The sequence below is a fragment of the Bradyrhizobium sp. CSA112 genome (genome assembly GCF_029051645.1).
Lineage (GTDB): Bacteria > Pseudomonadota > Alphaproteobacteria > Rhizobiales > Xanthobacteraceae > Bradyrhizobium.
Window position 1 is genome coordinate 1 of the sequence record NZ_JAACFS010000020.1, and the last position, 22,841, is coordinate 22,841.

21 protein-coding genes, 1 tRNA gene and 2 pseudogenes are annotated in these 22,841 nt (G+C 61.9%); 8 read left to right on the forward strand and 16 right to left on the reverse strand.

All coding sequences use genetic code 11. The features are described 5' to 3' along the window. Positions 1-8: 8 nt before the first annotated feature. The 3 genes from GWE18_RS26665 to GWE18_RS26675 form a co-directional block, all read right to left on the reverse strand. Positions 9-563: a hypothetical protein gene (locus GWE18_RS26665; protein WP_275188666.1), complete on the reverse strand. Its 555-nt coding sequence runs from the start codon at positions 561-563 to the stop codon at positions 9-11. Beyond that, positions 508-864: a hypothetical protein gene (locus tag GWE18_RS26670; protein WP_275188667.1), complete on the reverse strand. Its 357-nt coding sequence runs from the start codon at positions 862-864 to the stop codon at positions 508-510. Before GWE18_RS26670 ends, GWE18_RS26665 begins: the two co-directional genes overlap by 56 nt. A 191-nt stretch (positions 865-1,055) precedes the next feature. Beyond that, the gene (locus GWE18_RS26675; protein ID WP_275188668.1) at positions 1,056-1,655 is read right to left on the reverse strand and encodes a formyltransferase family protein; all 600 of its coding nucleotides are present in this window, start codon (positions 1,653-1,655) and stop codon (positions 1,056-1,058) included. 232 nt (positions 1,656-1,887) lie between these two features. Here GWE18_RS26675 and GWE18_RS26680 point away from each other — a divergent pair, with 232 nt between their 5' ends. Then, positions 1,888-2,283, forward strand: a complete 396-nt coding sequence (locus GWE18_RS26680) for a DUF5413 family protein (protein ID WP_275188669.1) — start codon at positions 1,888-1,890, stop codon at positions 2,281-2,283. 10 nt (positions 2,284-2,293) lie between these two features. On the opposite strand, the gene GWE18_RS26685 is transcribed toward GWE18_RS26680, so the two are convergent. After that, the gene (locus tag GWE18_RS26685; RefSeq protein ID WP_275188670.1) at positions 2,294-2,539 is read right to left on the reverse strand and encodes a hypothetical protein; all 246 of its coding nucleotides are present in this window, start codon (positions 2,537-2,539) and stop codon (positions 2,294-2,296) included. Between the two features lie 164 nt (positions 2,540-2,703). Here GWE18_RS26685 and GWE18_RS26690 point away from each other — a divergent pair, with 164 nt between their 5' ends. The 3 genes from GWE18_RS26690 (at position 2,704) to GWE18_RS26700 (ending at position 5,017) form a co-directional block, all read left to right on the forward strand. Further along, on the forward strand, positions 2,704-3,099 hold the full coding sequence (locus tag GWE18_RS26690; protein WP_275188671.1) for a hypothetical protein: 396 nt from the start codon (positions 2,704-2,706) through the stop codon (positions 3,097-3,099). A 197-nt stretch (positions 3,100-3,296) separates the two neighbouring features. Then, positions 3,297-4,526 (forward strand): PAS domain S-box protein, encoded by a 1,230-nt coding sequence (locus tag GWE18_RS26695; protein WP_275188672.1) that lies wholly within the window; start codon positions 3,297-3,299, stop codon positions 4,524-4,526. Between the two features lie 11 nt (positions 4,527-4,537). Next, positions 4,538-5,017, forward strand: coding sequence for a response regulator (locus GWE18_RS26700; RefSeq protein ID WP_275188673.1), 480 nt, complete (start codon positions 4,538-4,540; stop codon positions 5,015-5,017). A 1,212-nt stretch (positions 5,018-6,229) separates the two neighbouring features. Here the strand turns inward: GWE18_RS26700 and GWE18_RS26705 are convergent. Both GWE18_RS26705 and galE read right to left on the reverse strand, forming a co-directional pair. Next, the gene (locus GWE18_RS26705) at positions 6,230-6,364 is read right to left on the reverse strand and encodes a hypothetical protein (protein ID WP_275188674.1); all 135 of its coding nucleotides are present in this window, start codon (positions 6,362-6,364) and stop codon (positions 6,230-6,232) included. 562 nt (positions 6,365-6,926) lie between these two features. Then, positions 6,927-8,045: a UDP-glucose 4-epimerase GalE gene (gene galE, locus GWE18_RS26710; RefSeq protein ID WP_275188771.1), complete on the reverse strand. Its 1,119-nt coding sequence runs from the start codon at positions 8,043-8,045 to the stop codon at positions 6,927-6,929. 142 nt (positions 8,046-8,187) lie between these two features. Between galE and GWE18_RS26715 the strand changes: the two genes are divergently transcribed. Continuing rightward, positions 8,188-9,885, forward strand: coding sequence for a hypothetical protein (locus GWE18_RS26715; protein WP_275188675.1), 1,698 nt, complete (start codon positions 8,188-8,190; stop codon positions 9,883-9,885). Positions 9,886-9,917: 32 nt separating this feature from the next. On the opposite strand, the gene GWE18_RS26720 is transcribed toward GWE18_RS26715, so the two are convergent. The 5 genes and pseudogenes from GWE18_RS26720 to GWE18_RS26740 all read right to left on the reverse strand — a co-directional run. Further along, on the reverse strand, positions 9,918-10,328 hold the full coding sequence (locus GWE18_RS26720; RefSeq protein WP_275188676.1) for a DUF2304 domain-containing protein: 411 nt from the start codon (positions 10,326-10,328) through the stop codon (positions 9,918-9,920). Then, positions 10,325-11,014 (reverse strand): glycosyltransferase family 2 protein, encoded by a 690-nt coding sequence (locus GWE18_RS26725; protein ID WP_275188677.1) that lies wholly within the window; start codon positions 11,012-11,014, stop codon positions 10,325-10,327. Before GWE18_RS26725 ends, GWE18_RS26720 begins: the two co-directional genes overlap by 4 nt. Further along, positions 11,011-11,895, reverse strand: a complete 885-nt coding sequence (locus GWE18_RS26730; protein ID WP_275188678.1) for a class I SAM-dependent methyltransferase — start codon at positions 11,893-11,895, stop codon at positions 11,011-11,013. Before GWE18_RS26730 ends, GWE18_RS26725 begins: the two co-directional genes overlap by 4 nt. A gap of 1,430 nt (positions 11,896-13,325) precedes the next feature. After that, positions 13,326-13,505, reverse strand: a complete 180-nt coding sequence (locus GWE18_RS26735; protein ID WP_275188679.1) for a hypothetical protein — start codon at positions 13,503-13,505, stop codon at positions 13,326-13,328. Between the two features lie 288 nt (positions 13,506-13,793). Beyond that, a pseudogene (locus GWE18_RS26740) lies at positions 13,794-14,042 on the reverse strand (SOS response-associated peptidase); the annotation flags it as partial. A gap of 184 nt (positions 14,043-14,226) precedes the next feature. On the opposite strand from GWE18_RS26740, the gene GWE18_RS26745 reads away from it, so the two are divergent. Both GWE18_RS26745 and GWE18_RS26750 read left to right on the forward strand, forming a co-directional pair. Continuing rightward, positions 14,227-14,625: a hypothetical protein gene (locus GWE18_RS26745; protein WP_275188680.1), complete on the forward strand. Its 399-nt coding sequence runs from the start codon at positions 14,227-14,229 to the stop codon at positions 14,623-14,625. A 141-nt stretch (positions 14,626-14,766) separates the two neighbouring features. Further along, positions 14,767-14,965, forward strand: a pseudogene (locus GWE18_RS26750) (hypothetical protein); the annotation flags it as partial. A 25-nt stretch (positions 14,966-14,990) separates the two neighbouring features. Here the strand turns inward: GWE18_RS26750 and GWE18_RS26755 are convergent. The 4 genes from GWE18_RS26755 to GWE18_RS26770 all read right to left on the reverse strand — a co-directional run bounded on the left by GWE18_RS26755 (position 14,991) and on the right by GWE18_RS26770 (position 20,545). Continuing rightward, positions 14,991-15,584 (reverse strand): hypothetical protein, encoded by a 594-nt coding sequence (locus GWE18_RS26755; protein WP_275188681.1) that lies wholly within the window; start codon positions 15,582-15,584, stop codon positions 14,991-14,993. 1,242 nt (positions 15,585-16,826) lie between these two features. Next, positions 16,827-16,902, reverse strand: a tRNA-Lys gene (locus GWE18_RS26760). Between the two features lie 147 nt (positions 16,903-17,049). Continuing rightward, entirely contained in the window at positions 17,050-19,728 is a 2,679-nt protein-coding gene (locus GWE18_RS26765) for a glycosyltransferase (protein WP_275188682.1), read from the reverse strand. Between the two features lie 232 nt (positions 19,729-19,960). After that, on the reverse strand, positions 19,961-20,545 hold the full coding sequence (locus tag GWE18_RS26770; protein ID WP_275188772.1) for a beta-1-3, beta-1-6-glucan biosynthesis protein: 585 nt from the start codon (positions 20,543-20,545) through the stop codon (positions 19,961-19,963). Positions 20,546-20,801: 256 nt separating this feature from the next. Between GWE18_RS26770 and GWE18_RS26775 the strand changes: the two genes are divergently transcribed. After that, positions 20,802-22,427 (forward strand): beta-(1-6) glucans synthase, encoded by a 1,626-nt coding sequence (locus tag GWE18_RS26775; protein ID WP_275188683.1) that lies wholly within the window; start codon positions 20,802-20,804, stop codon positions 22,425-22,427. On the opposite strand, the gene GWE18_RS26780 is transcribed toward GWE18_RS26775, so the two are convergent. Next, a complete protein-coding gene (locus tag GWE18_RS26780; RefSeq protein ID WP_275188684.1) occupies positions 22,387-22,767 on the reverse strand; it encodes a hypothetical protein in 381 nt (126 codons plus the stop codon). The genes GWE18_RS26775 and GWE18_RS26780 overlap by 41 nt on opposite strands. Between the last annotated feature and the right edge of the window lie 74 nt (positions 22,768-22,841).

The following is a 22,841-nucleotide window of genomic DNA, read 5'->3' on the forward strand; positions in this document are numbered from 1 at the left end:
GGATTGGTCTACTTCGACAGCGAGATATTGGCAGCCCGGAACTGGCTGTCCGCCTTCATGGCGATGTGCTGCTTGTTGCCAGTGGTCTTCAGCGCGATGCTGGCGGCAAAGCCCGCTGCCTGGGCGACCACCTGGAAGCTGCCGCTGGCGCCGCGGCCCTGGATGCTGCCGCCGATATTGCGGCTACTCTCGATCCAGGTACCGGTAACCTCGCCGCCTTGAGCAACGACCGCCGCTTGCAGGTTGAACCTGTAGGCGTCGCTGGCGCAGGTGAGGGCCATCTCCATGCTGGGCCCGTTCACCTTGTAGGTCGAGCGGCAGCGGATCCGCTCGCTCGATCCGTCGTCCAGCGTGACAGTGCCGGGACCGGACCAGGTGCCGGCCATGCCCGCGAAGGCACTGGATTGGGCGTAGCTCGTAGAGGCGGCGCCGGCCGCCAAAAAAAACGCGACGGCTGCAAATGTCAGCCGCCGCACTTTGGCGAAGAATTCTGAAGACTGGCTTGCCTTACTGACGGGAAGCTTCCCATCGACCGCTGCATGCGACACCAGCTGAAGCCCCATTCCATTTCCCCGATCCGGAGTTGCCACTGAGTTGACCGTTCGCATATGCACCGTTGATCGAGACTCGCACAAGTCCCCCGCTGCCGACACTGCCGGAAACCGGACCGCCCGAAATCTTGCCGTCGGTGACATTTACGGTGGAGGTAGTCTGCGCATCGCAACTGCCCGTTTTTGTGACAACGGTAACCTGCCAAAGGCCGTCATAGGGCGACTGCGCGGAGGCCGGAGCGTTGGCAACAAGGGTCGCGGCCGAGGCAAGAAACGAAACAAACAACAGGTTGCGGATGCGGTTGGGACGCATGGATCAATTCCTCGAAATGTGTGTGATGACGCGCCTTATCTGGTCACAATGTGTCCAAACTTGGGTGCGCCGCAACACGGTGGAAAGTTCCCGAAATCTCAAACACATCAAGGTGAATCCGGTTCCGCGCAGGGAACGAAAAAGTTCGCCTTTCGGCCCGATTCGAACAGCTTGAGGTATTTTGGTAGGGGTCAGTGCTTGGCGTAGGACAGGTTCGGCGCTTGGGTGGCGAACTCCTCTTCCTGGGGTGTGGCAGGGAGGTTGTTGTGGGTCTTGGCGTGAAAGATGACGTCAGTGAGCAGTTTCTGGCCGAGCGGAGCCAGCGCGCGCTCCCAGAGCTCGCGCGCGGTCTCTCCCTTCCTGACGAACACCCATTCCTGCGCGGCGATAGAGCCGGCGTCCATGCGGTCGGCGAGGTGGTAGATGGTGCCGCCCGCGATCGGATCGCCTTCCTTGATGGTCCATTCCACGGCGGCGATGCCGCGATGCCGTGGCAAGAGCGAGGGGTGATAGCCGATGCCGCCAAGTTTGGCGGTAGCCAGTGCTTCCCGGGTGACGCGGGCATGACTATGGGCGGTCACGATCAGGTCGGTATTGGGCGCGATTTCCGATGCGGCCACGCGTTTCGGATCGGCCTGCACCACAACCTCGATCCCGGCGGCCCGCGCGGTGGCGGCAAGCCGGTCCTCGCCATCGTGGACGACAACGCGGACGATATCGACCCCGTGTTGGCGCAGCGTGTTGAATGTCGTTACGCCGAAATGGCGGGAACCGACCAGGGTGATCCGCATGTATTCTGTCCGTCGTTGTTCAGGCCGGTATGCCGATAGCACACCATGGCGGCCTGTTTCGACGCTGGACCTGGGCCCTTGGGGGTTATCAACAGGGCGGGCCGGGCGGCTAATCCTTGATGCGCAAAGGGCAGGGGCGGCGGGCCCCCCGGCCAGCGTGAGTGGCGTCACATCGCCAACGAACGACGTGGCGCTACGGTTCGGGCCAGATGAGCAACCAGGGACCGCCAGCATGACACGCTTTCTGATCTTTGCCGCCGTCGCGCCGCCGCTTGGCTTCGTCGTCGCGTTCTGGGTGATGCTGCAGATTGCCAATTGGCTCGCGGGCAGCCCGACTACGTTCGATGTCGCCCAAATCATGATGCTGCCGACGATCTATCTGGTCGGCTTGATCCCGGCGCTGCTGGCCGCGTGGTTTGACCATGCGCTGGCAAAGCGCAATGCCTCGCACCGCATCGCGCTCACCGCGATGTTCGGCTACGCGATCTGCTACCTGCCGCTGGCAGCAGTGTTCTGGATGGGCTCCGCCCACGGGCCGGATGTCCTGCTGTTCGGCCTCGTCGGCGCCGTGCCGTCAGCGGTGTGTTCGTTGCTGGCGGCGGAGCGGCAAGCGCCGCTCGGCGCCTGATCTTGTTCCGTCACCATGACAAAATTCGCAGCTCCGGCCTGGAATAGGCCGGGATCGGTGGCTGGACTGGCCTGGACTGTCGTTCGGCCACCCTTTGCAACCGCGCGCGCAGGTCGGCACTGCACTGCTTCATCTGATTGCGCAACTCGCGGCGGGAGAAGGCGGTGAGGGAGGGATCGCCGAGCTGCTGCCAGGCGGCGCGCAGCCATTGCTGCAGGGCGCGGATATCGGAATCGAGGATCTCAGGCTGATTCATGCCGCGGAATCTCAAAACGTGATCGCGCCATGAATAAGCCTGATTCTCTCGCTGCCGCCTACTCCGTCGCAAGACGGGCAGCGTCAAAAACAGTCCGCCCCTGGGATGGAGGGAACGCGCGCGCAGCCTGATCGTTGGATGCAGTGCCTCTTGGAGAGACCTTGATGTCCTGCAATCCGGCGCTTGTTCTCTTCGTGGTGCTCGGCCTGATCGCCCCCACAAGCGCATTCGCCCAACTGACGCCGCCAGCTGGCTCGGCCGGCGCCGGCAATGCGCCGATATCAGGCGTGCCGTTCGGCCCAGCCAATCCCCGCGCGCTCTCCGATCCCAGCGGCATCGGTAATGCCGCGGCAATCCCGCCGCTCAGCCCCAACCGTCCGCCCCCGCCGACCTCGTACGGCGCGGTCGATACGCCGTCGCCGCGTGCACGCGTTGCGACACCCTATGCAGGTGCCTCGCAACGGATCATCGGCCCGCGTCACCGCCCGCGAAAGCCGCCGGTCCGGCCGCGGGGACGCCCGGAGGTGAGTAGGTTCACGGGGATCTGTCGCGGGTGTTAGCGATCAGATTGCGCTCCATGCTGCAGGGAGCGAAGCGCGCGAGAAGAACGACATTCCGGCGTCCGGCCGTCGCGAGGAACGATTTTCTCCTGCCGAACTTATGCAAGGTCAGGCGCAGCGGTATTTTTGCTGATCCTGCATTGCTGATGCCGAGTATCGTGTGACGCAAAATTGCCCTTGGGGCAGGAATGATGGGAATGAACATCCAGCAACGGACGGCCAAGACTCTCTCCCAGCCAAGCCAGCCCGCCGCCCCGGATGTTGCCCGACTGCCTCGCAAAGAACGGCTGAGTGCGCGCGAAGACAGGCTGGCTATTACCTATGACCATGTCGGCGCGGGCATCATCGAGATCGATCAGGCCGGGCGGATGCTGCACGTCAACCGGAAGGAAGCCGAACAGGCGCTGGCGCGCCGCAACGAACAGCAGGCGGCACTGTTCCGCTCGATCGTGGAATCCTCCGACGATGCGATTATCAGCAAGGATCTGGACGGCATCATCCGGACCTGGAATTCAGGCGCCGAGCGGCTGTTCGGCTACACCGCTGCCGAGGCCCTCGGCAAGCCGGTGACCATTCTTTTTCCGCTAGGGCGCGAAGACGAGGAGTCCGGGATCCTCGCGCGCATACGGATCGGCGAGCGCATCCACCATTATGAAACCGTTCGCCGGCGGAAGGACGGTAGCCTTTTTGACATTTCGCTAACCGTCTCGCCCGTGCGCGACGGCGCGGGACATATCGTCGGCGCATCGAAGATCGCCCACGACATTACCGATCGCAAGGAAGCCCAACGCAGGCTCCGGGAGAGCATCAGCGAGCGGCGGCATGCGGAAACCCAGCAGCGGCTTCTGCTCGACGAACTCAATCATCGCGCCAAGAACAACATGCAGGTGCTGCAGTCGCTGCTGTTCTCCGCGGCAAGAACCGCGCACAGCGAGGAGGCGCGGAAAGTCCTCAACGAAACCAGCGCGCGGATCGCGGCGATGGCGGCGGCGCAGCGCGTGCTGTACGGCCGAAGCGATGCGAGCCGCGTCGCGGTGGAGGAATTTCTGCCGGCGGTCTGCCAGACCATCCGGCAATTGCTGCCGCCGGATGCACGAATTGAGTGCGGTGCTGCGCACGGGGTGCTTTCCAACGACGTGGCGATGCCGCTCGCACTGATATTGAACGAGCTTCTTACAAACGCCGTGAGGCACGGCATCAAGGATCATGCGAGGCAGAGCGTCCGGGTCAGCCTGACCGCTCAGGGCGGACGGCTGGCGCTCTGCGTCGAGGACGACGGGGAGGGATTCGACCTGGAGGCTGTGCGCAGCAAGACCTCGTCCGGGCTCCAACTCGTACTCGGCCTCGCCCGCCAGCTTCATGGAACGCTTCACGTCACGAAAAATCCATCGCGAACGTGCCTCGATTTCCCTGCTGCTAGAATCTAGAGCGGTGATCGATGACGCCTCAGCACAGCGCAGGACATTTTGTGTTGCCGTCAGAGCCCGAGCGGAACTCGCCGCCGCCTGCCGATGAACGTCGACGGATGGAAGGCAAGCAGGGCCCACTGCGCGTTCTCGTCGTTGAGGATGACTTTCTGATCGCCATGCAAACCGAAGTTGCGTTGACAGCGGCCGGCTTTGAGGTGGTCGGCCCGGCCGCGACCGCCGAGCAGGCCGTTGCGCTGGCCCGCGAGGCGCAGCCGACGCTTGCCGTGATGGATATTCGTCTCGCCAGCAACCGCGACGGCATCGATGCCGCACGACAATTATACCAGGACTTCGCCATTCGCTGCATCTTTGCGACCGCGCATGACGACGCGCATACGCGCGGGCGCGCCGAGCCCTACGCCCCGCTCGGATGGCTGCCGAAGCCATACACAATGACTTCCCTCGTCGCGGTGGTTGCCGACGCTCTGGTGCAATTGGGACGGCTGTAGTCGTTTGTGGCACTTAACGGCGGACCTCCAGCGGGGCATGGAACTTTCCACTTTCCCCAAGCGCTGGAGCGCGGGCGACCTTTACGGCTCATCAGCTAGGGTATCGCTAAAAGCCCGCTCGCGCATCACCCATCCGGGGACGGCCGGCTGATTGGGCAGAGCCCGACCACTGAGGCACCGCCCCGCGCCCCCTCAGGGCGAAGTTTCGTTGAACGCCGCTGGTCGCGCGAGCCTAGCCGGTGCGGTAGGCATCCAGCGCATGGGCAATGAAGATACCGGCGCTGACCAGGGCGAGGATAGTTGCTGAGAGTTCGATCATTGTCCGGCCTCCCGCTCACCCATTGCAGCGAGGAACCTGCCGCGTGACTGGTTCCAAATGAGATCGAAGAAGAATTGCATGTTGGCCATCCCTGTTTTGTTAACAACAAGTTAGGCAGCCCTTTGTTTCAGGACGTTTTCGTCGTCCCCCAAAAATGGTTTCGTGCGGGCGTTTGGCCAGAACTGAATGATGACAATTTCGCGACCGGCGCGCATGCTTCTGGGACACCAGCGGAGTGATTCGATCATGCTGGAAGCAATCATATTGTTGCTGGGCGTGAGCACGTGCGCCTTGATCCTCATTGCCTTCTGGGGCCTCGACCTGCTCGGGATGCGCCGTCGCAGAGGATAGGGTGGTTGTGGTTCAATGCGGATCGTTGCCAGGAAGGCGCCGGCACGTGGTGGTCACTCGTGCCAGAGGCGCGGCAGCCGCTGATGTCTTGGGGCGGAACGGCGTTGTCATGCCGGATGATCGGCTGCAGCCGTAAGAGGGGCCGGTCACCAAGTGGTTACCGCTCTCGCCTCGGCTTTAGGCTCGTCGCGCTGGCTGGCGTCAGTGCCAATGGCGGCGGTAATGACGATGGCCCCAGTAGTGACGATGTCCGCCCCGCCGCCAGCCATAGCTCGTGTAGGGGTTTCCGGGCCCGTAGTTCTGGCAATTTGCGTTCGGATAGAACTGGGCGCACCGACCGGGATTAGGAATTACGTGCTGCGCCGACGCCGGGCCTGCAGGTGCCGATAGGAACAACAAGGCTACAGCGCCGAGTAAGATCGTTGATCTAGCCATCGCAGGCTCGCTTGTTTCTTTGCGACGTTAACGGCCATTGATCATAGACGTTCCTGTTCGAAATCCATTGGCGCTCAGGGACTCGATCAGATTGCGCATGGCTCGCCTCAATCTGTGTAGCCGCTGACCATGGTGCCGTAGTGCCAAAAAGCCAACACCAGGACGGCTCCGCATAGAAGCCAGAACACAATTTCCCAGTTGGTTGGCACTTTCCGCATGATCCCTCCGGGGATCAGCATCATTGGTTGCCGCCAGCTTGCCTCAACCGTTGATTTGGATCAATCGCCTTACGACCGCGCAGGTAGCGCTTACTCTTCCTCACGGGCGCTGGCCAATTGCCCCGACGAAGCGGGCGGGATATCCGCAGTCTTGCGGAGCCGATGTATCATCGAAACTTGATGCGTTCCTACTTTGATGAACGCGTTTTATCACCCAATGGATATTGCGATCGCACGGCCGGTTGCCGGGCTTTTCGTTGAGCCATGCGCAGGCTCAAACAGCGCTCGGGATTGGCGCCGAGGTGGCCGCAGGCTTGGCCGGCATCTGATCTTTATAAATCGTTAATCTCGGCTTGCTACGCATGGCCCAATCGCGGAAACCCGCCCAAGCCCCCGCGAGAGTGCGAAACCCGCCGATCTCAACCCGGCGGGTTTCTGCATGAAGCGCAATTCTGCCAAGAATCACACTCAGCTTGAACAAACCACTCCAGGGGAAATCCGCGGTTTGGTGAGGCCCGACGTATGTCGTCCGGCAACGTCGTGCGCCGGGCCTCTTTCTCATAGCGTCCGCTGCATGCGCCGCCTGTCACGCCTGTTTGCTCGTCCCCGAGGCGTTCTTCGAGGTGCGGAATGCGCGGCTCGACCGGAGCCTGCTGATCCAAGGTGGCGGATTTCCGCTGTTGGGGCAAGGCAGAGCCGTAGTTGCCAAGCGCTGCGTCGCGTTTTCTTGTGCCAATAGTTTGCGTTCCCAAGCGAGCGCATGGCGGACGATCAAGGAAAGATCATCCCATTGAGGCCGCCAGCCTAGCAGATCGCGCATCCGTTCCGCCGACGCCACGATCTCCGCCGGATCGCCAGGCCGGCGGGCGGCAAGTTCGACCGGAAAGTCGTTTCCGGATTCGTGCCGCATGGCCTCGATCACCTGCAAGACCGAATAGCCGCGGCCGTAGCCGCAATTTAGCGTCAGCGACTCTCCACCACCGCGTAGGTATGAAAGCGCGTGATAATGGGCGTTCACGAGGTCGCTCACGTGGATATAGTCGCGAACGCAGGTCCCGTCAGGCGTGGGGTAGTCGGTGCCGAAAACCTGCATCTTCTCTCGCCGACCCACGGCGGCTTCCGCTGCAACCTTGATAAGATGCGTTGCCCCTCGCGTTGCCTGTCCAGTGCGCAGAGCAGGATCGGCGCCTGCTACGTTGAAATACCTCAAGATGGCGTAGCGTAGGCCGTGAGCGCGTGCCGCATCGCGCAGCATTGTTTCGGCCATGAATTTGGATGAGCCGTAAGGTGATACAGGCGCAATGGGGGTCTCTTCCGTGACGGGATTTGCCGGCGGATTCCCGTACACCGCAGCCGTCGACGAGAGGATAAAACGCCGCACTCCACTCCTGATTGCGATCTCGAACAGGCTTCGGGAATTTGCGGTGTTGTTGCGATAATATCGAAGCGGTTCGGCAACCGACTCCGGCACGACGACAGAACCCGCAAAATGAATGATCTCCGAAATCCCATACTTCGCGATCAGGTGCGCAACTCGTCGCTGATCTCCGATGTCCTCAGCGAAAACCGAAACTCCGGAAGGTATTGCCCATTCGAAGCCCGACGAAAAATCATCGATCACGATGGGCAGTTCGCCGCGATCGGCGAGTTCGTATACCATGTGGCTCCCAATGTATCCGGCACCACCGGTGATAAGGATCGCCATTACTATCGCCTTATGAGACCTGATTTGAAACTTCGGAACAAAGCTCTCTTCAGGCGTGTTATGAAAGCCGATGCCAGTGACAACACTTGAGGTGCGCTGGGGGTTCATTCCCGATTGAGCGATTTAGCTGGGTGTCGCCTGCATGGCCCTTGAACAGGTGGATGGCGACGGCTCTGGGTTCGCGAGGCCGAAGCTTAGCCTCACATTTGCTGCTCGCCATGCCGAGACGTTGCTCGTGCTCCTTGTGCTGAGCGTGGCCTTGGTCATCGGGCTTGCGACCGCCGCGGATTACGGGCTGTCGACCGACGAATTCAACACCGACGATTACGGCCCCAAGGCGCTTGCCTGGTACACGAGCGCCTTTACGGACCGGTCTCAGTTCGAGACGGTCGAAGAGTATCTGTGGATGTATGGACCGTGGTTTCAGATGCTCGTCGCGGCCGTGCAGTCGCTTGAGCTCGCGAGCCCGATCACGGTCCGGCACGCCATGACCTTCCTGTTCGGCCTCGCTGGGCTCGCCGCCGTCGTGCCGATGGCACGGCTCACGGTCGGGCACTGGGCTGGGTTGACGGCGCTAACCCTGTGCCTGCTGACCGGCTACCTGTACGGCAACCTGTTCTTTGCCCCCATCGACGTGCCGTTCCTGTTCGCCATGAGCTGGTCGACGCTCGCGATCGTCCTGATGGTGCGGCAGGACGTGCCGAGCTGGCGTCTGACCCTTGCGACCGGCCTTGCCACTGGCCTCGCCATCGCGACGCGCACCGGCGGGGTGATCACGCACGCCTACCTCGTCGGTGGCATGAGCCTGTGCGCCCTCGAGGTGCTGCTGCGCCATGGCCGCGCGGGTTATGGCCAATTGCGCCAGATCGCCTTGCATACGCTGCTCGCCATCCTCGTCGCCTGGCTGACGGCGATCGCGCTCTGGCCGTGGTTGCAGATTGGACATCCGCTCACACAATTCCTCGAAGCCTATCGGCACTTTGCTCCGCTCGATACCTCGTTCGAATTCCAGAACTGGGGCCAGCGCACGTTCACCGATAAACTGCCCGCCTGGTACATCCCCGGACAGCTTCTGGCGCGCTTGCCCGAGGGCTTTTTGGCATTGCTGTTGCTCGGTATGGCGGTCTGGATCGGTGCTGCAGGGTCGTGGACGCGCGCCGCCCTCGGCGCCCTGCGTCGGTCCGGCATCGTGGGACTGCGACCAGTCGCGGCCGAGCTCGCAGGATCGCGCGCGGTGCTGGTCGTCAGTGTGGCGGCGTTCGGGCCCATCGGGGTGCTCATCCTGCAGGGCTCGACGCTCTATGACGGTGTCCGCCACGTATTGTTCGTGATCCCAATGCTCGCCATCGTGGCCGCGCGCGGGCTGACGAGCCTCTTGCCCTTCTTGCGACGCCACCCGATTGTGCCTGCGGCCCTCGGGGTCGCGCACACGGCCGTCATCGTGGTGACGCTCGTCATCCTGCATCCGCTCGAATATATCGCAATGAACAGTCTGGCAGGCGGCGTCGCCGGCGCTTACGGCCGCTTCGACCTCGACTATTGGGGCATGGCGGCGCCCGAGGCGCTGCGCCGCCTCGAGGGTCGAATTGACGCCGAAGGCCGGTTCGCGGACGATCCGCCGCGCGTGCTGGTCTGCCTGGGCTGGCGCGAGCAACTGGCCGGCGTGATGTTCCGTCGCAACTGGATTGCCGAAACCGATCTGCAAAAGGCCGACTACCTGATCGCCACCGAGCGCTGGCCCTGTGCCAACGGCACGTCGGCCGTACTGGTTGATGAGGTCACACGATTTGGCCGCCCGTTCGCCCAGATCTATGCCAGTCGTCGCGGGCTCGGCGACTGACGCCAAGTCCCGGCGCGACTTGGCCACGGCATCTACTTCTTCGCCTGCAATTCGGTCGGAAGCGCCTCGGCCTTTCGGCCCAACATGACCGGGCGACGTTTTCGCGGCGGGCCTGCCTCACGCCGGCTCCCCTTGGCGCGATCGATCGCGACGGCGCGCGCCAAGCGCGTGATCACATCGAGCTGGAGCCGCAACTTGAGATGCAAGTTGAGCATGATGAGCAGGCTGATCACGACCCAGGTGTAGAGGATGAGATCGGAGCCGCGGCCGATTCCCGCGAAGGCCGCAAGGGCGGTGGCATGCTCCGGTACCCAGACGAAGTAGAGGCCGGCGAGCGCAGCGCCGCTCGCGAGCAGGCCGATGATCGGCACCGTCCGATGCGCCGACCAGGCGTAAACCAGGACCAGCGCCAGAATGGCCGTCAACAACAGCTGCGCGATCATCGGTAGAGCCTCCGCGCAAACAGATCGATCAGGATGGCCAGCGCATCGGTGATGCGTTGACCCTTGCCCAGCGAATAGGCGCTGTACTCGATGTTCACCGGCACCTCGACAAAGCGCAGGCGGCTCTGCGCGATCTGGTGCAGGATCTCGGACGCGTGCGCCATTCGGTTCTGTCGCAAGCAGATCGCGCGGGCGCCGCGCGCGGACATCGCCCGTAGGCCATTGTGGGTATCGGTGACCGGCAGTCCGGTGCTCGCGCGTGTGAACCAGAGCGCGGCGCCGAGCAGGATGCGGCGCGACACCGGCAGATTTGCCGTCGCGCCGGCGAGAAAGCGGCTGCCGAGCGCGAAATCGATTCCGGGCTGCTCGATCGCCGCGAGCAGTGCCGCGATGGCCACGGGGGAATGCTGGCCGTCGGCGTCGAACGTGACGAGCGCATCCGCACGCTGCTCGAGGGCGTAGTCGATGCCGGTCTGCAGCGCGGCGCCCTGTCCGAGGTTGACCGGATGCCGGACGACGACCGCGCCGGCGAGCGACGCAACGTCGCCGGTCCGGTCACTGGAGCCATCATCGACCACCACGACCGCGTATCCGGCGCGGCGAATGCCTGATACGACGCTGCCGACCACCGGCGCTTCATTGTACGCCGCGACAACGACCCAGGGATTTCGAATCCGGCCGGTCATGGTGGCGCCTTGCTCAAGACCACGCGCATCGCGTCAAACAGGTTCACCGGAATGGCGAACCGGTTGCCGGTCGGGCTGGCCGCGATCTTGCGGCCGAGCATGCGACCGACCTGGAAGGCGATCAGCGAAAACGGCACGAATTTCCAGGGGTAATCGGCACTCTCGACGCGACAGCCGACCGAATGGGCCAGAGACGCGATGCTGGCGCGATTGAAGAACCACAGGTGCTGCGGGGGCGTCATCAGGCGCCAGTGCGCGCCGGTCGTCCGCGCTGCCAAGGAACCGAAGTCTCCGGTTGTCAGCACAATAATGCCGTCCGGCCGGAGATGGTCCGCGAGCAACGCGAGGGCTTCCTGCGGGTCGGGCAGATGCTCGATGACGTCGAGGAGGACGATAACATCCAGGGTGCCAAGCGACTTGAGAGTCGCTTCGCTCAGCAGGCCGCAGATGACGTTCAAGCCGAGATCACCGGCATGGGCAGCAGCCGACTCGGCCGGCTCGATGCCGCTCACATCGAACCCCGCGCGGCGGGCTTCATCGAGAAAGAAGCCGTAGGCGCAACCGATCTCGAGCAGACAGCCCTGTGGCTTGCGGTGCTGGATGAATTCGATCGTGCGGGCGAACTCGCGCCGTAGCACGGGTTCGGCGCCGCGATAGTCGGCGTAGCCGTCGGACTGACGGCCGGAAAAGTAGCCATCATCATAATAAGCGAGGGGATCGAAGCGCGATGCCTCGGTGCGTCCCAGTCCGCAGTCCCGGCATTGAAAGATGTCGCAACCGTTCTTGATGTAAAGAAACCGGTGTGGCGTCGGCCGACTGCACGCGGGACACTTGAGCGTAAACGCAGTTCGGTCGTTTCGCGTCAGCACATGCGTCCCCAACGGCGTTTCCTCCGTGCGAAAAACGCCTCCGATGCCGAACTGTTCCGCTTGGCGAACGGCCACGGGGTCGCAGGTTGCTTTGCTGCGTCTGGGCTTCGAATATTGGCTCTTTCGGCGTCAACCGCGACCCGGTCAGAGTCTTATTTCGACCGGCCCGAGCTGCAGGCAAATTTCCGAGGCGCGTCAGCCTCGGCGAAAGGCGCGAGGCATGGGTCGAAAAGCGGGATCGACGCGTATTTGGACAACTTGATCAGCAAACGCTCGCGCGCACTCGGCACACTCGGAAAGTCAGACCGACCTAGTGTGCGAGCCCGGTAGGCCGAGACGGCATCGCACATAGTTGCTGACATCGCCCGGACTGCAGCCGCCTCAAGCCATTGGAAAACTTGGGGCTGGCTGCGAGCTACCAAGAACGGCCCCAGCCTGGGGGCGTGGAGGTCTCGACCGCTGGGGCCGTCCTTGGCGCTACCGGGCAGGCTGCTCCGCTTTCCGACCCAGCACGCCCGACAGTTAAATCTGTTTCAACCCCGGAGTCTGTCGGACGTCGGACAGACGGGGAACCGGGAACCGCCCTAGCATTCAGGGTAAGCGCCTTGGGGCGGGGGAAGCGTATGTCGAACTCGAAAGGCGGGCCCATTTGCCCGATCTGCCACCATTCTATGGCGCTGGAACTTCAACCAAGCGGCATGCCTCCACGCACTTTTCAGTGCGTCAACTGTGAGCGGCTGGACCCGATGAAGTCGCCCGCAATTGCAAGCATCTTGAAGGCGCTGCAGCCGCCGAAATAGGGGCCTCCTCAATCGAACTATCGGTCAGTTCACCGAAGCGCTTGGCCGCCCGTGAGGAAGATGGAAGGGCCGAGCGGCGGCTGGAAGGCGGCCCCAGCCGGGGCCAAGGGCTGGCAAGGCTCGACTGGGGCCGTCCGATCGCGTGCCGCTACTTCCACGGACACGCGATCGAGCCAATGCGCTGCGCCCGCGATCGTTCCAGGGTCACCTGGCTTTCCATCTCGTCCATGAGCACCTTCAGCCGCTCCCTGGCTGCATTATTTTTGCCAAGCCTCCGGATCAATTCCCGGCATCGAGCGATCTTCAATCTGATTTCTTCGGGGGTCTCGTCCATCCGGCTTTTGTGCGCCCGCATTTCAAATTAGGCCACTCAGGACTTCCGACCAGGCCACCCCTCCCGTAGTCATACGGGGTAGCGACGAAATGAAATTGAAACAGAGCTGAGGCACGATATCAACAGCACCGATAGCGACGATTTCATTACGTAAGAATTACTTTTGTCGGTGGGCCGCAGAGCAATCTGCGGCCATTTTGCTTTCAGTGCAGCGCGAGCGCGCTCGATTTGCGGCCTGTCCGGATCGTCAACATCGCGCCCGGTATAGGTCGTCACTGTGATGGTCAGCCTCGGTTTTGGCGATGCCGTCAGCGTCCTTCCCCGGTTTCGTCCTCCACAGCGCCTATGACCTCGTACTCAAACACGACGCCTTTAGGATCGTTCACCAGGAACCACTCATCGGCAAGGTCCGAGTTTGCAAACACCTTGAGATGGTCACGGTCGCCGACCTGTTTGCCGGTATCAACGTAAATCCAGACCGTCTTCATCGATCTCGCGCCAGCTTGCGGCGTCCCCAATGGGGCTCTTCCGAGATGGGTTAAACTCCCGAACGTGGTGACGGTTCAACGCCCGCATCATGCCGATCCGGGCGAACATCGCCGGCCGCCGAGATCGGCAACCAGGAGCAGCCCTTCCATGGCCGCCTGGCATTCGGGCAGCTCATGCTCGGCCTTGGAGCTTCATGATGTACTGCGCCGCGTCCTGTAGCGTGACGAGCTGGCGACCGCGCGGCAACGGTATTGGATCGTTGAACGGGCGGGACCAGCCGCGATCGGTCACGCGGCTGCGGTCTTGTCTTCCATGTCCGCGCCTCGCGCCACGATCTTTAGCGCATCGTCGGCCAGCGGGCGCTGCAGCACCTTCGCCTCATCCCACGACGCGCGCATCCAGACGTCGCGCTCCTCATCCGTCGTCAGGATCACCGGCATAGCCTTCGGATGGATCGGCTCGACCACCGTGTTGGGTGCGGTGGTCAGGAAGCCGTAGACGAGGTGAGGGCCGGGAATCGGCTTGGACTTGGTGCCCGCAAAATCTGTGGACCGTGTCATGTGCGCCACTCGACAGTACCGTTGCTTGGCCACAACCTTGGATTATGAAACTACCAAGCCTTCCCACGATGGTTGGACTTATGCTCACCGCGCTCCTTGCCGCGTGGATGAGCCTAGCTGGGCCTCCTAATCTCAAAGATTGGCAGACGTTGATTGCTTCTTGCATCGCACTGATTGGAGGAACTTTGGCTTACAAAGGCGCGATGGCCAAGGTCGATTTCGACAGGGAGACGCACGAAAAACGAATGAGAATATTGAACTCGGGATTTATCTGCGCTTGAGGTCCACGCTGTCATTTGTTCGCTCGTTCGCAGGCGTCGCAGTACGCAAATTGCGGGCCTTTGGAGAAATGCCCGGAGACGCTGAACTCAAGGTTGAAGACTTGGATCCACGCATGAAGTTTGATGTAAGCGAGGCTTGGTTGAATCTTCATGTTTTCCCTCAGGAAATTGCCAAAGAAATTGCTGCCGTGAAGACGAACCTCGATGCATTCTACGTGGCGATCGAGGATTATAATCTGACACTTGGAAGAAGACTGGTGCAACGTCTCCCCCAATAGAGGCAAAGCAACTGCAAACCCTTAGCGAGCGGCTTGTCAGGCTGTGCGACGACATAACGGAAATTCTGACTCGAGAGATAGATGACTAGGGCTTCTGCTATTTCGGCGCGTTCATAGCGCGGATGACAGCGCACCCGAGGCAGTCGCTGCAAGACGCGGGCGAGTCTGCCTCTACGCTATCCGCCGGCCGCGAGACACGCGGATCTGGAAGCTTGAAGCCTCGCTGAAATGCCGGTCATGTCGGAAAGGTCGCTCGGCGCCCCCGGTGCGAATAATCAAGCTGACCGAGGCGCGCGCGATCACGCCTTACAAGTGGGTGCATCCGAACGAGGAGCGGTGACCAAGCAGCTGAGTAGGGCGGTGCCTTACTTTGTGGATCCAATATTGAGCCAGACCTCATCCTCTGCCGGACCACTCGCATCTCCAAAGGCACCATCTCGTACCGGAATTTCAGCCTGCTTAAGGGCGTCGTAAACGACGTTGGCAACAGGAGGTATTTTAGCGCTGCGAACGGTGATCCAGATTCCGCTCGTGTCGCCTCCCATAAACAGAGCGTTGTCGATCGGAGCAGACCAGCCGGCCGCGGCGAATATTGCGGCGATTTGTCCAGCATAGTCTCGCGCGTCGGGAGCGTTCACAGATGCCTTGATAGTTAGCTTTCCCTTTGGCGCGTTTGCTAGAGAATCGACCAGTTTGGTTTTTTGATTGTCGTCTAGTTTGCGAGGCGTTTGTAAACGCACCAACTCTGCTACCTTACTGCCCGCATCTGAAAGTTCGACGTTCAATCGGCTGATCTCCGAATCCTTTTCTTTGCTCGACGCGTGGCGATAGTGAAGCGCGAGACCGGACGAAATCAGCGTGGCCAGCGTGAAGGCAAGGGCCAGCCAGGAGAAGAGGGTCGACAATGATCCTGCGGACATTTTTCTGTGCTGTCCCATCAAACCGAGCGATTCGACCAAGCTAGGAGCATGACACGTGGAGGGCGTGATGGGGGCGCGTTGCTCGCTTATCCCGGCTATTCACAGGCAGGGCGAGCGCACGAGAGGGGCGCGCACGGCCAAGTGTTTTTCTTGCCGACGAGAGGACATTATTCCTTGTCGGAGTTGTGGTATCTTCCTCGTATGTACGTTGAAAAGGAGCCCCCACGCCTGGATGGGCACGGCCGGCCCGTGCCGGAGCAGTTTGACTGGCGCCTGCTCCCAATGGGGATGGTGTTCCTCGGGGTTTTCTGGGGTGCCGTCGGCTTGGTTGGACTCGGCGCTACCGCGATTTACAGCGCGCTCTTTGTCCGTGTTCACGATTTACCCATTTACGTTTGGGTGAGTGTAGCCGTCCTATGCTTCTTCCTGGCCGTGCTCGTGTGCGTCCTTCGCGATTTGCGGAATTGGCGGTCGGTCGCGTGGTTGCAGATTCTTCTGAGCGTGGCTGGAGGCGTCGCATTGCTCCTCGGAACGAACTTTTCGACGAGCGGGATTGTGGGCTTTGTAGCCGCAATTTTTTCTGCCGCAGACGGATTCAAAAGACTTTACGAAATCGACGAGACTGAGTCGAAGAGAGCGAGCGGCAGCGGGTAGCGTCGCAATCCCTTGGGGATCGGAACGCCGCTGAGCTACAGTGCCTCGTGGCTGTGGATAGTCCTCTGTCATTCGTCCTGCCGGTCGATCACAAGCCTGGCGCCGAAAAACTCGACGGCCCTACCGATCTTGTTCAGATCAACGTTTTTTGTGTCGATGTATTTGAAGTAGTTGCCGCATTATCTCAGCGCCAAGTTTCCCCAAGGAAATGCCATCCTCGCGGGCGCGCCTCCGAATTTCCTCTCGCAAGTAGTTGGCTGCGGGGACAGGCGGCCCTGTTCTGCGCCACCCTTGCTTTTCGGTCTTCAGCTCAATTGAAGCCCAGGAACGGCCGGGTAGGGCGGGCCGAATTGCTGCTTGGGTGGATGACGGCCACAACAATTCAAGCTTGGACAACTCAGTGGTTTTCCATGGGAGGAGGAGTCTTAAGTCATGACCGACCAACTCGTGATGACGATGCTTCACTGCATTGAAGGTACGGTTCTTAAAAGTAATGCGTAGAGCCGTCGCTGATACGGCCGCCAGCGGCGTATGATAGCCGTTGCTACCTATATGCTACCTAACTCCAAGTTCTAGGTGACAGCTACCTAAGGCATTCCAGTAAGTTCTTGTTTATTTGGTTGTTTTTGGTGAGCGCGGAGGGACTCGAACCCTCGACCCCATGATTAAAAGTCACGTGCTCTACCACCTGAGCTACGCGCTCACTCGCCGCGCTGTGTAGGGGGCGGGCCCTTGCGGGTCAATAGCGCCCGCGCGGCAAATTCGTGGTTTGACTGGTCCTAATTCTCTTTAGATAGCTAAAGGTTAGTTCGGCTTCTTCAACCATCCGGCGCCAATCCATCCACGGCGGTCAATTCACCTCGCGGCGAATCTCGGAGGCGACCGGCTGGGACTGGCTGCCGACCGTCGGCAGGGTCACCGGACGCAGCCCGATTAGTTCCGCGGTCCGCACCGCGCTGTTACGCCAGAAGGCGAAGGAGTTGATGCGGGAGTTTTCCAGAAGCGCAATCGAGACCGCGGCCAGGAACGGCAGGCTTTGCAGCACCAGCACGCCGGCGAAGATGTAGATCTCGTGCACCTGCTTGTAGCCGTTCGTCACGATCAGCACGCCGGCGCCGACCAGAAGCAGCACGCCGATCACGGCTTCCCAGAATGCCTGGAATTCGATCGACATCCGCGACAGGCCGCCCTTGGAGGTGCGGGCGAAGGCGAGATGCTCGGTGATCAGGCCCTGGGCCACCGCGCGTGACACCGTCCATTGCACGCTCATCGCCGCGATCATGGCGCCCAACATCTGGCCGGCCTTCACGTGCACGCGCAGGCGATACAGCGCCACAAAGTGCACCAGCGAAACGACGAAGGAAGCGATGATCGGCAGTGTCAGGATTTTATCGGGGATGGCGATGTCGGCGAAGGCGACGATCGGCACCCAGATCAGATTGAGAATCGCGACCACTACGCCGAGGCTTTCGGCGCCGAGCCAGTTCAGCCAGCCGAGCGAGAATTCGCGGCGCTGGTCCGGTGTCAGCCGGCTCGCGCCGGGCATAAAGCGCCGCCAGTGTTTCTTGACGATCTGGAAGCCGCCATAGGCCCAGCGGTGGCGCTGCTTCTTGAACGCTTCATAGGTGTCGGGCAGGAGGCCCTCGCCATAGCGGACATTGGTATAGTGCGTCAGCCAGCCCTGCTGCTGGATGGTCAGGCCGAGATCGGTATCCTCGCAGATGGTGTCGCTGGACCAGCCGCCGGCCATGTCCATCGCGGAACGGCGGATCAGGCACATCGTGCCGTGCACGATGATCGAGTTGAACTCGTTGCGCTGGACCATGCCGATGTCGAAGAACCCGGCATATTCGCCGTTCATGATGTAGTGCATCAGCGAACGGTCGCCGTCGCGATGCTCCTGCGGCGCCTGCACCAGGCCAACGCGTGGATCGGCGAACACCGGCACGAGATCTTTCAGCCAGTCCGGATGCACGACGTAGTCGGCGTCGATGATGCCGATGATCTCGGCGTCCGCCGCAGTGCGCTCCATGGCAATGCGCAGCGCGCCGGCCTTGAAGCCCTGCACCTTCTCGGCGTTGATGAACTTGAAGCGCTCACCAAGCGCGCGGCAGTGGTCCTGGATCGGCCGCCAGAATTCCGGATCGGGCGTGTTGTTGATGATGCAGACGCATTCGAAGTTAGGATAATCGAGCCGCGATACCGCATCGAGTGTCTGCTTCAGCATCTCGACCGGTTCGAAATAGGCGGGGATGTGGATCGAGACCTTCGGGAAGACGACGTTCTCGCCGATGGTGGCGGGCGCCAAGGGCGCGCTCTTGGTGATCAGCCGGCGCGGGCCGCGGCCGAAGGCGACCGCCGCGATTTCGTCGATCCGCGCCATCGCGATCAGGACCAGCGGAACCAGAAGAATCAGGCCGAGCGTCAGCGCAAAGGCCGAGCCGAACACGAAATAGTGCCCGGCCCAGTAGGCGAACACGGTGGAAACCCAGGCGCCGACGCCGTTCGCGGCCGCAGACAGCACCAGCGCCTGCATGATTGTCGGGCTCTCGATCCTCAGGATTGGCAGCGACATCAGGATGCCGACCAGCAGCGCAATCGCCGCCACTTTCCAGTAGTTCTCGTTCACGATCGGGCCGGTCCACGCGAATTTCGGTTCGCGGGAAGCGTCGAGAATGCCCCAATAGGGTCCGACGCCGCCTTCGAAGAATTTCCAGGGCTGATCGATCGCCTCGACGATGTTGTAGTCGATGCCGATGGCTTCGGCGCGGGTGACGAAATTGCGGAGCACCGAGGCCTGTTCGAAGGGACCGGGGTCGGCGTTCCTCAGATTATAGCCGGCGCTCGGCCAGCCGAACTCGGCGATCACGATCCGCTTGCCGGGAAACTGGTCGCGCAGCAGTTGGAACATCGCCACCGCCTGATCGACGGCCTGCTTGGAGGTGAAGTTTTCCCAGTAGGGCAGCACGTGCGCGGCGATGAAATCGACTGACGACGCGAGTTCGGGATTGTCGCGCCAGATGTTCCAGATTTCGCCTGTCGTCACGGGCACGTTGACGGATTTCTTGACCTGCTTGATCAGCTCGATCAGGTCGTCGATCTTCTGCTCGCCGCGGAAGATGGTTTCGTTGCCGACGACGATGCCGTTGACGTTGCTGTTGCGCTTGGCAAGCGTAATCGCCGCCTCGATCTCGCGTTTGTTGCGATCGGCATTCTTGTCGATCCAGGCGCCGACGGTGACCTTCAGGCCGAACTCGGCGGCGATCGGCGGGACCAGTTCGACGCCGCCGGTCGAGGAATAGAGACGGATCGCGCGCGTGATCGTCGACAATTTCTTCAGGTCGGCGCGAATTTTCTCGACCTGCGGAATATTGTCGACGTCGGGATGCGCAGCTCCCTCGAACGGCGCATAGGAGACGCTTGGCAGAATGCCCCTGAAATCGGGGGCCGCCTGCCTGTCCTGAAACAGGCCCCACAGCCCGGCGTGAGCTGCGGTCACAAACAGCAGAACGGCGACGACGGCACGCATCGGGAGCTAAACCATACGGGGCTGCAATTTATGGAAAGCGAACCTGTCCCCTAGGTTCGACCGACACGGCGGCATCATAAGGATAGTCCTGCCCTGTGATTTCACAACTGATATGACGCCGTGACTTTTTTAAGGACAGCGCTTTAAGGGCGCGACCAATCCAAACGCCGGACCATCCAAACGCCAGAATAAGTACGATCGTTCCGCTGAACGTATCCTGAATAAGGGACTTCTATTTCGCGGGCGGGGCAGGCGCGGCGCCGGGGGCCGGGGAGGGCGAAGCGGCCGGCGCAGGCGTCGCATTGCCGGCGGTCGCAGGCGCGCCTGGCGCCGGGCTGGCCGCTGCAGCAGCCTGGGGCTGGGCGCCCGGATTGATCCAGCAGACGTGGATGCGGCTGTCGAGCGTTTCGGCCACCTTGGGATCGATCTGTCCGCCAAAGCGGGTCAGGCAGCGGAAGGTCGCCTGGACATGGCCGCCGGGGCAGCCGAACCGGTCATAGAGATCGAGGTGCCGGAATGCAGTATCCAGGTCGTCGCGCCACATCAGGCGAACCACCCGGCGACCAAGCCAGACGCATTCGGGGTTTCCGGCCGGGCCGTTGATGGCCTGGGCCGCCTCGACGAACTCGTCGGCCTTGCGCTGGTTGTCCTTGTTGGCCTCAGCGGTGCTCGCGGCCGGCGGCTTGCCGGACTGATCCTGGGGGGCGGGGGTGCCGCTCTGGGCAAAAGCGCCAGCCGATCCGATCAGGAGGGCCAGGCCGGCCACGGCGAAGCGCCTCAGAACCGCAACTCTTGGATCAAGCACCCGTCGACGCATACATTCCCCGATCAGTTTCCTGCCGCGCAAGCGGCTGGTGGTGGTGGTGGTCTGGCTTGTTGCCGCCCAAATAGGTCTCCAATGCGGCGGACAAGTTCGGGGATTCAAATGACGGGTATTTCGGATTTTGTCCAGCAAAGTCACAACTTTATCATGTCGGCGGTAAAACTGCCGCAGGGAACGGGGCGCGGAATTGACTAGCCGGCATCTTGGCAGAACGCCGATGAACGGGTAATCGACTGTCCCCGCCCGGAGGATGGAACCGATTTCTCTTCGTACGCCGCTGGCGCTTCTCATTTCATCGCTAGGTATGATCGCGGCCCTTTGGTGGTGGCTCGCCACGCCGATTTCGCTCGTGCGTGCGCCGATCGACCCCAGCGCAAAGTTGCAGTGCGTGTCGTACGCCCCGTTCCGCGGCGCGCAGACGCCCTTGATTCCGAGCACGCAGATTCCTCCTGAACAGATCGCGCAGGATCTGGCGCAGCTCGCCAAGATCACCGACTGCGTGCGGACCTATTCGATCGAGAACGGGCTCGATCAGGTTCCCTCCCTGGCCGCCAAGGTTGGGCTGAAGGTGATTCAGGGGATCTGGCTCTCCAGCAACCGGATCAAGAACCTCGCCCAGATTTCGGTCGCGATCGAACTGACCAAGGAACACCCTGATGTCATTACGGCGCTGGTGGTCGGCAACGAGGTGCTGCTCCGCGGCGAGATGACGACGTCGGATCTTGCGGCCAATATCCGCTCGGTCAAATCGCGGGTCACCGTGCCGGTCACCTATGCCGATGTCTGGGAATTCTGGCTGCGCAACCGTGAGGTCTATGACGCCGTCGATTTCGTCACGATCCACATCCTGCCTTACTGGGAAGACATGCCGGTGCGGGCAAAGCACGCCGCCGGCCATGTAGACGATATCCGCAAGCGGATGGCGGTGGCGTTTCCGAACAAGGAAATCCTGATCGGCGAGACCGGCTGGCCGAGCGCAGGAAGGATGCGTGAGGGCGCACTGCCGTCACGCACCAACCAGGCGCGCGTCGTGTCCGAAATCCTCGACCTCGCCAAGCGCGAAAAGTTTCGGGTCAACCTGATCGAGGCCTATGACCAGCCGTGGAAGCGCCAGCTCGAGGGCACCGTCGGCGGCTATTGGGGGATGATCGATGACGCGCAGCGGGCGGTGAAATATCCGCCGGGCGAGCCGATCAGCAATTATCCGTTCTGGAAACTGCATATGGCATCCGGGATGGCGCTCAGCGCCATCGTGTTCCTGGCGGGCTGGCTGACCCTGCGGCGGCGGCCATGGAAGCCGCGGCTGGCCTCGTGGATCGCGGTCGGAACCTCGGCGACGACCGCCGGCATGCTGCTCGGGGTCGCCGCCGACAAGATGCTTTACGAAAGCTATGGCGCCGGCGGCTGGCTGCAATGGGGGGCGCTGCTGGCAGCCGCCATTGCGTCACCGATGCTGTGCGCGAACGCTGCAATGTCCGGCCGGCCCTTGCCGACATTCCTCGAACTGCTCGGACCGCGCGAGGGCCGAACGAAATCGGTGCTGACGGCGCTGTTCGGCTTCGTGCTTGCGGTCACCACGCTGATCGCGGCGCAGACCGCGCTCGGCTTTACATTCGATCCGCGCTACCGCGACTTTCCGTTCGCCTCGCTGACGATGGCGGTGGTGCCGTTCGCGGCGCTGATGCTGCTCAACCGGCCGATGGAGGGCGTGCGCCCGATTGCCGAATCCGCCTTTGCCGGATTGCTGGTCGCGGCCGCGCTCTTCATCGGCTTCAACGAGGGCAACCAGAACTGGCAGGCGATGTGGACCTGCGCGATCTATTTGCTGCTGGCGTTTACGCTGTGGCGGGCGCGGGCCGTGCAAATCCTAAAATGAGCAGGCCGATCGCAATTCCCGACAGCGCGATATTGTAGAGCACGATCCCGAATCCCGCCGCGATCAGTCCGCCTGTCAGCAGCACGATCGACGGCCGCATGACGTGAAGCGTCGCAATGATCAGCGCGGCGATGCCGAATACCGAATTCTTGAACAAATAGGTGGCGAGCGTCCGCGACTTGCACAGCATGGTTTGCAGGCCGGCGTCGCAGGCCAGCGCGACGGTCGAGAACTCAATCGCGAGATAGCGCAGATAAAGCGCGTAACCGACGGTGACGAAGCCGACCACCAACAGGAACTGAACTTGATAGGGCGTGAGCCGGAACGGGGATTTTTTCATTCGCGCAATATGGTCGGGATTGGCTGCCGGGACAAGCGTCCGCCAAGGCAAGAATGCAGGTCAGAAATTCGCCA

Excerpts from the sequence above, each read along its gene's own strand:
- GWE18_RS26680 (WP_275188669.1), top strand. The coding sequence starts at position 1,888 with ATGACACGCTTTCTGATCTTTGCCGCCGTCGCGCCGCCGCTTGGCTTC.
- GWE18_RS26720 (WP_275188676.1), bottom strand. The coding sequence starts at position 10,328 with ATGATCGCGCAGCTGTTGTTGACGGCCATTCTGGCGCTGGTCCTGGTT.
- GWE18_RS26725 (WP_275188677.1), bottom strand. The coding sequence starts at position 11,014 with ATGACCGGCCGGATTCGAAATCCCTGGGTCGTTGTCGCGGCGTACAAT.
- GWE18_RS26690 (WP_275188671.1), top strand. The coding sequence starts at position 2,704 with ATGTCCTGCAATCCGGCGCTTGTTCTCTTCGTGGTGCTCGGCCTGATC.
- galE (WP_275188771.1), bottom strand. The coding sequence starts at position 8,045 with ATGGCGATCCTTATCACCGGTGGTGCCGGATACATTGGGAGCCACATG.
- GWE18_RS26765 (WP_275188682.1), bottom strand. The coding sequence starts at position 19,728 with ATGCGTGCCGTCGTCGCCGTTCTGCTGTTTGTGACCGCAGCTCACGCC.
- GWE18_RS26770 (WP_275188772.1), bottom strand. The coding sequence starts at position 20,545 with ATGCGTCGACGGGTGCTTGATCCAAGAGTTGCGGTTCTGAGGCGCTTC.
- GWE18_RS26675 (WP_275188668.1), bottom strand. The coding sequence starts at position 1,655 with ATGCGGATCACCCTGGTCGGTTCCCGCCATTTCGGCGTAACGACATTC.
- GWE18_RS26705 (WP_275188674.1), bottom strand. The coding sequence starts at position 6,364 with ATGATGCTGATCCCCGGAGGGATCATGCGGAAAGTGCCAACCAACTGG.
- GWE18_RS26695 (WP_275188672.1), top strand. The coding sequence starts at position 3,297 with ATGAACATCCAGCAACGGACGGCCAAGACTCTCTCCCAGCCAAGCCAG.
- GWE18_RS26700 (WP_275188673.1), top strand. The coding sequence starts at position 4,538 with ATGACGCCTCAGCACAGCGCAGGACATTTTGTGTTGCCGTCAGAGCCC.
- GWE18_RS26685 (WP_275188670.1), bottom strand. The coding sequence starts at position 2,539 with ATGAATCAGCCTGAGATCCTCGATTCCGATATCCGCGCCCTGCAGCAA.
- GWE18_RS26715 (WP_275188675.1), top strand. The coding sequence starts at position 8,188 with ATGGCCCTTGAACAGGTGGATGGCGACGGCTCTGGGTTCGCGAGGCCG.
- GWE18_RS26780 (WP_275188684.1), bottom strand. The coding sequence starts at position 22,767 with ATGAAAAAATCCCCGTTCCGGCTCACGCCCTATCAAGTTCAGTTCCTG.
- GWE18_RS26735 (WP_275188679.1), bottom strand. The coding sequence starts at position 13,505 with ATGAAGACGGTCTGGATTTACGTTGATACCGGCAAACAGGTCGGCGAC.
- GWE18_RS26775 (WP_275188683.1), top strand. The coding sequence starts at position 20,802 with ATGGAACCGATTTCTCTTCGTACGCCGCTGGCGCTTCTCATTTCATCG.
- GWE18_RS26665 (WP_275188666.1), bottom strand. The coding sequence starts at position 563 with ATGGGGCTTCAGCTGGTGTCGCATGCAGCGGTCGATGGGAAGCTTCCC.
- GWE18_RS26670 (WP_275188667.1), bottom strand. The coding sequence starts at position 864 with ATGCGTCCCAACCGCATCCGCAACCTGTTGTTTGTTTCGTTTCTTGCC.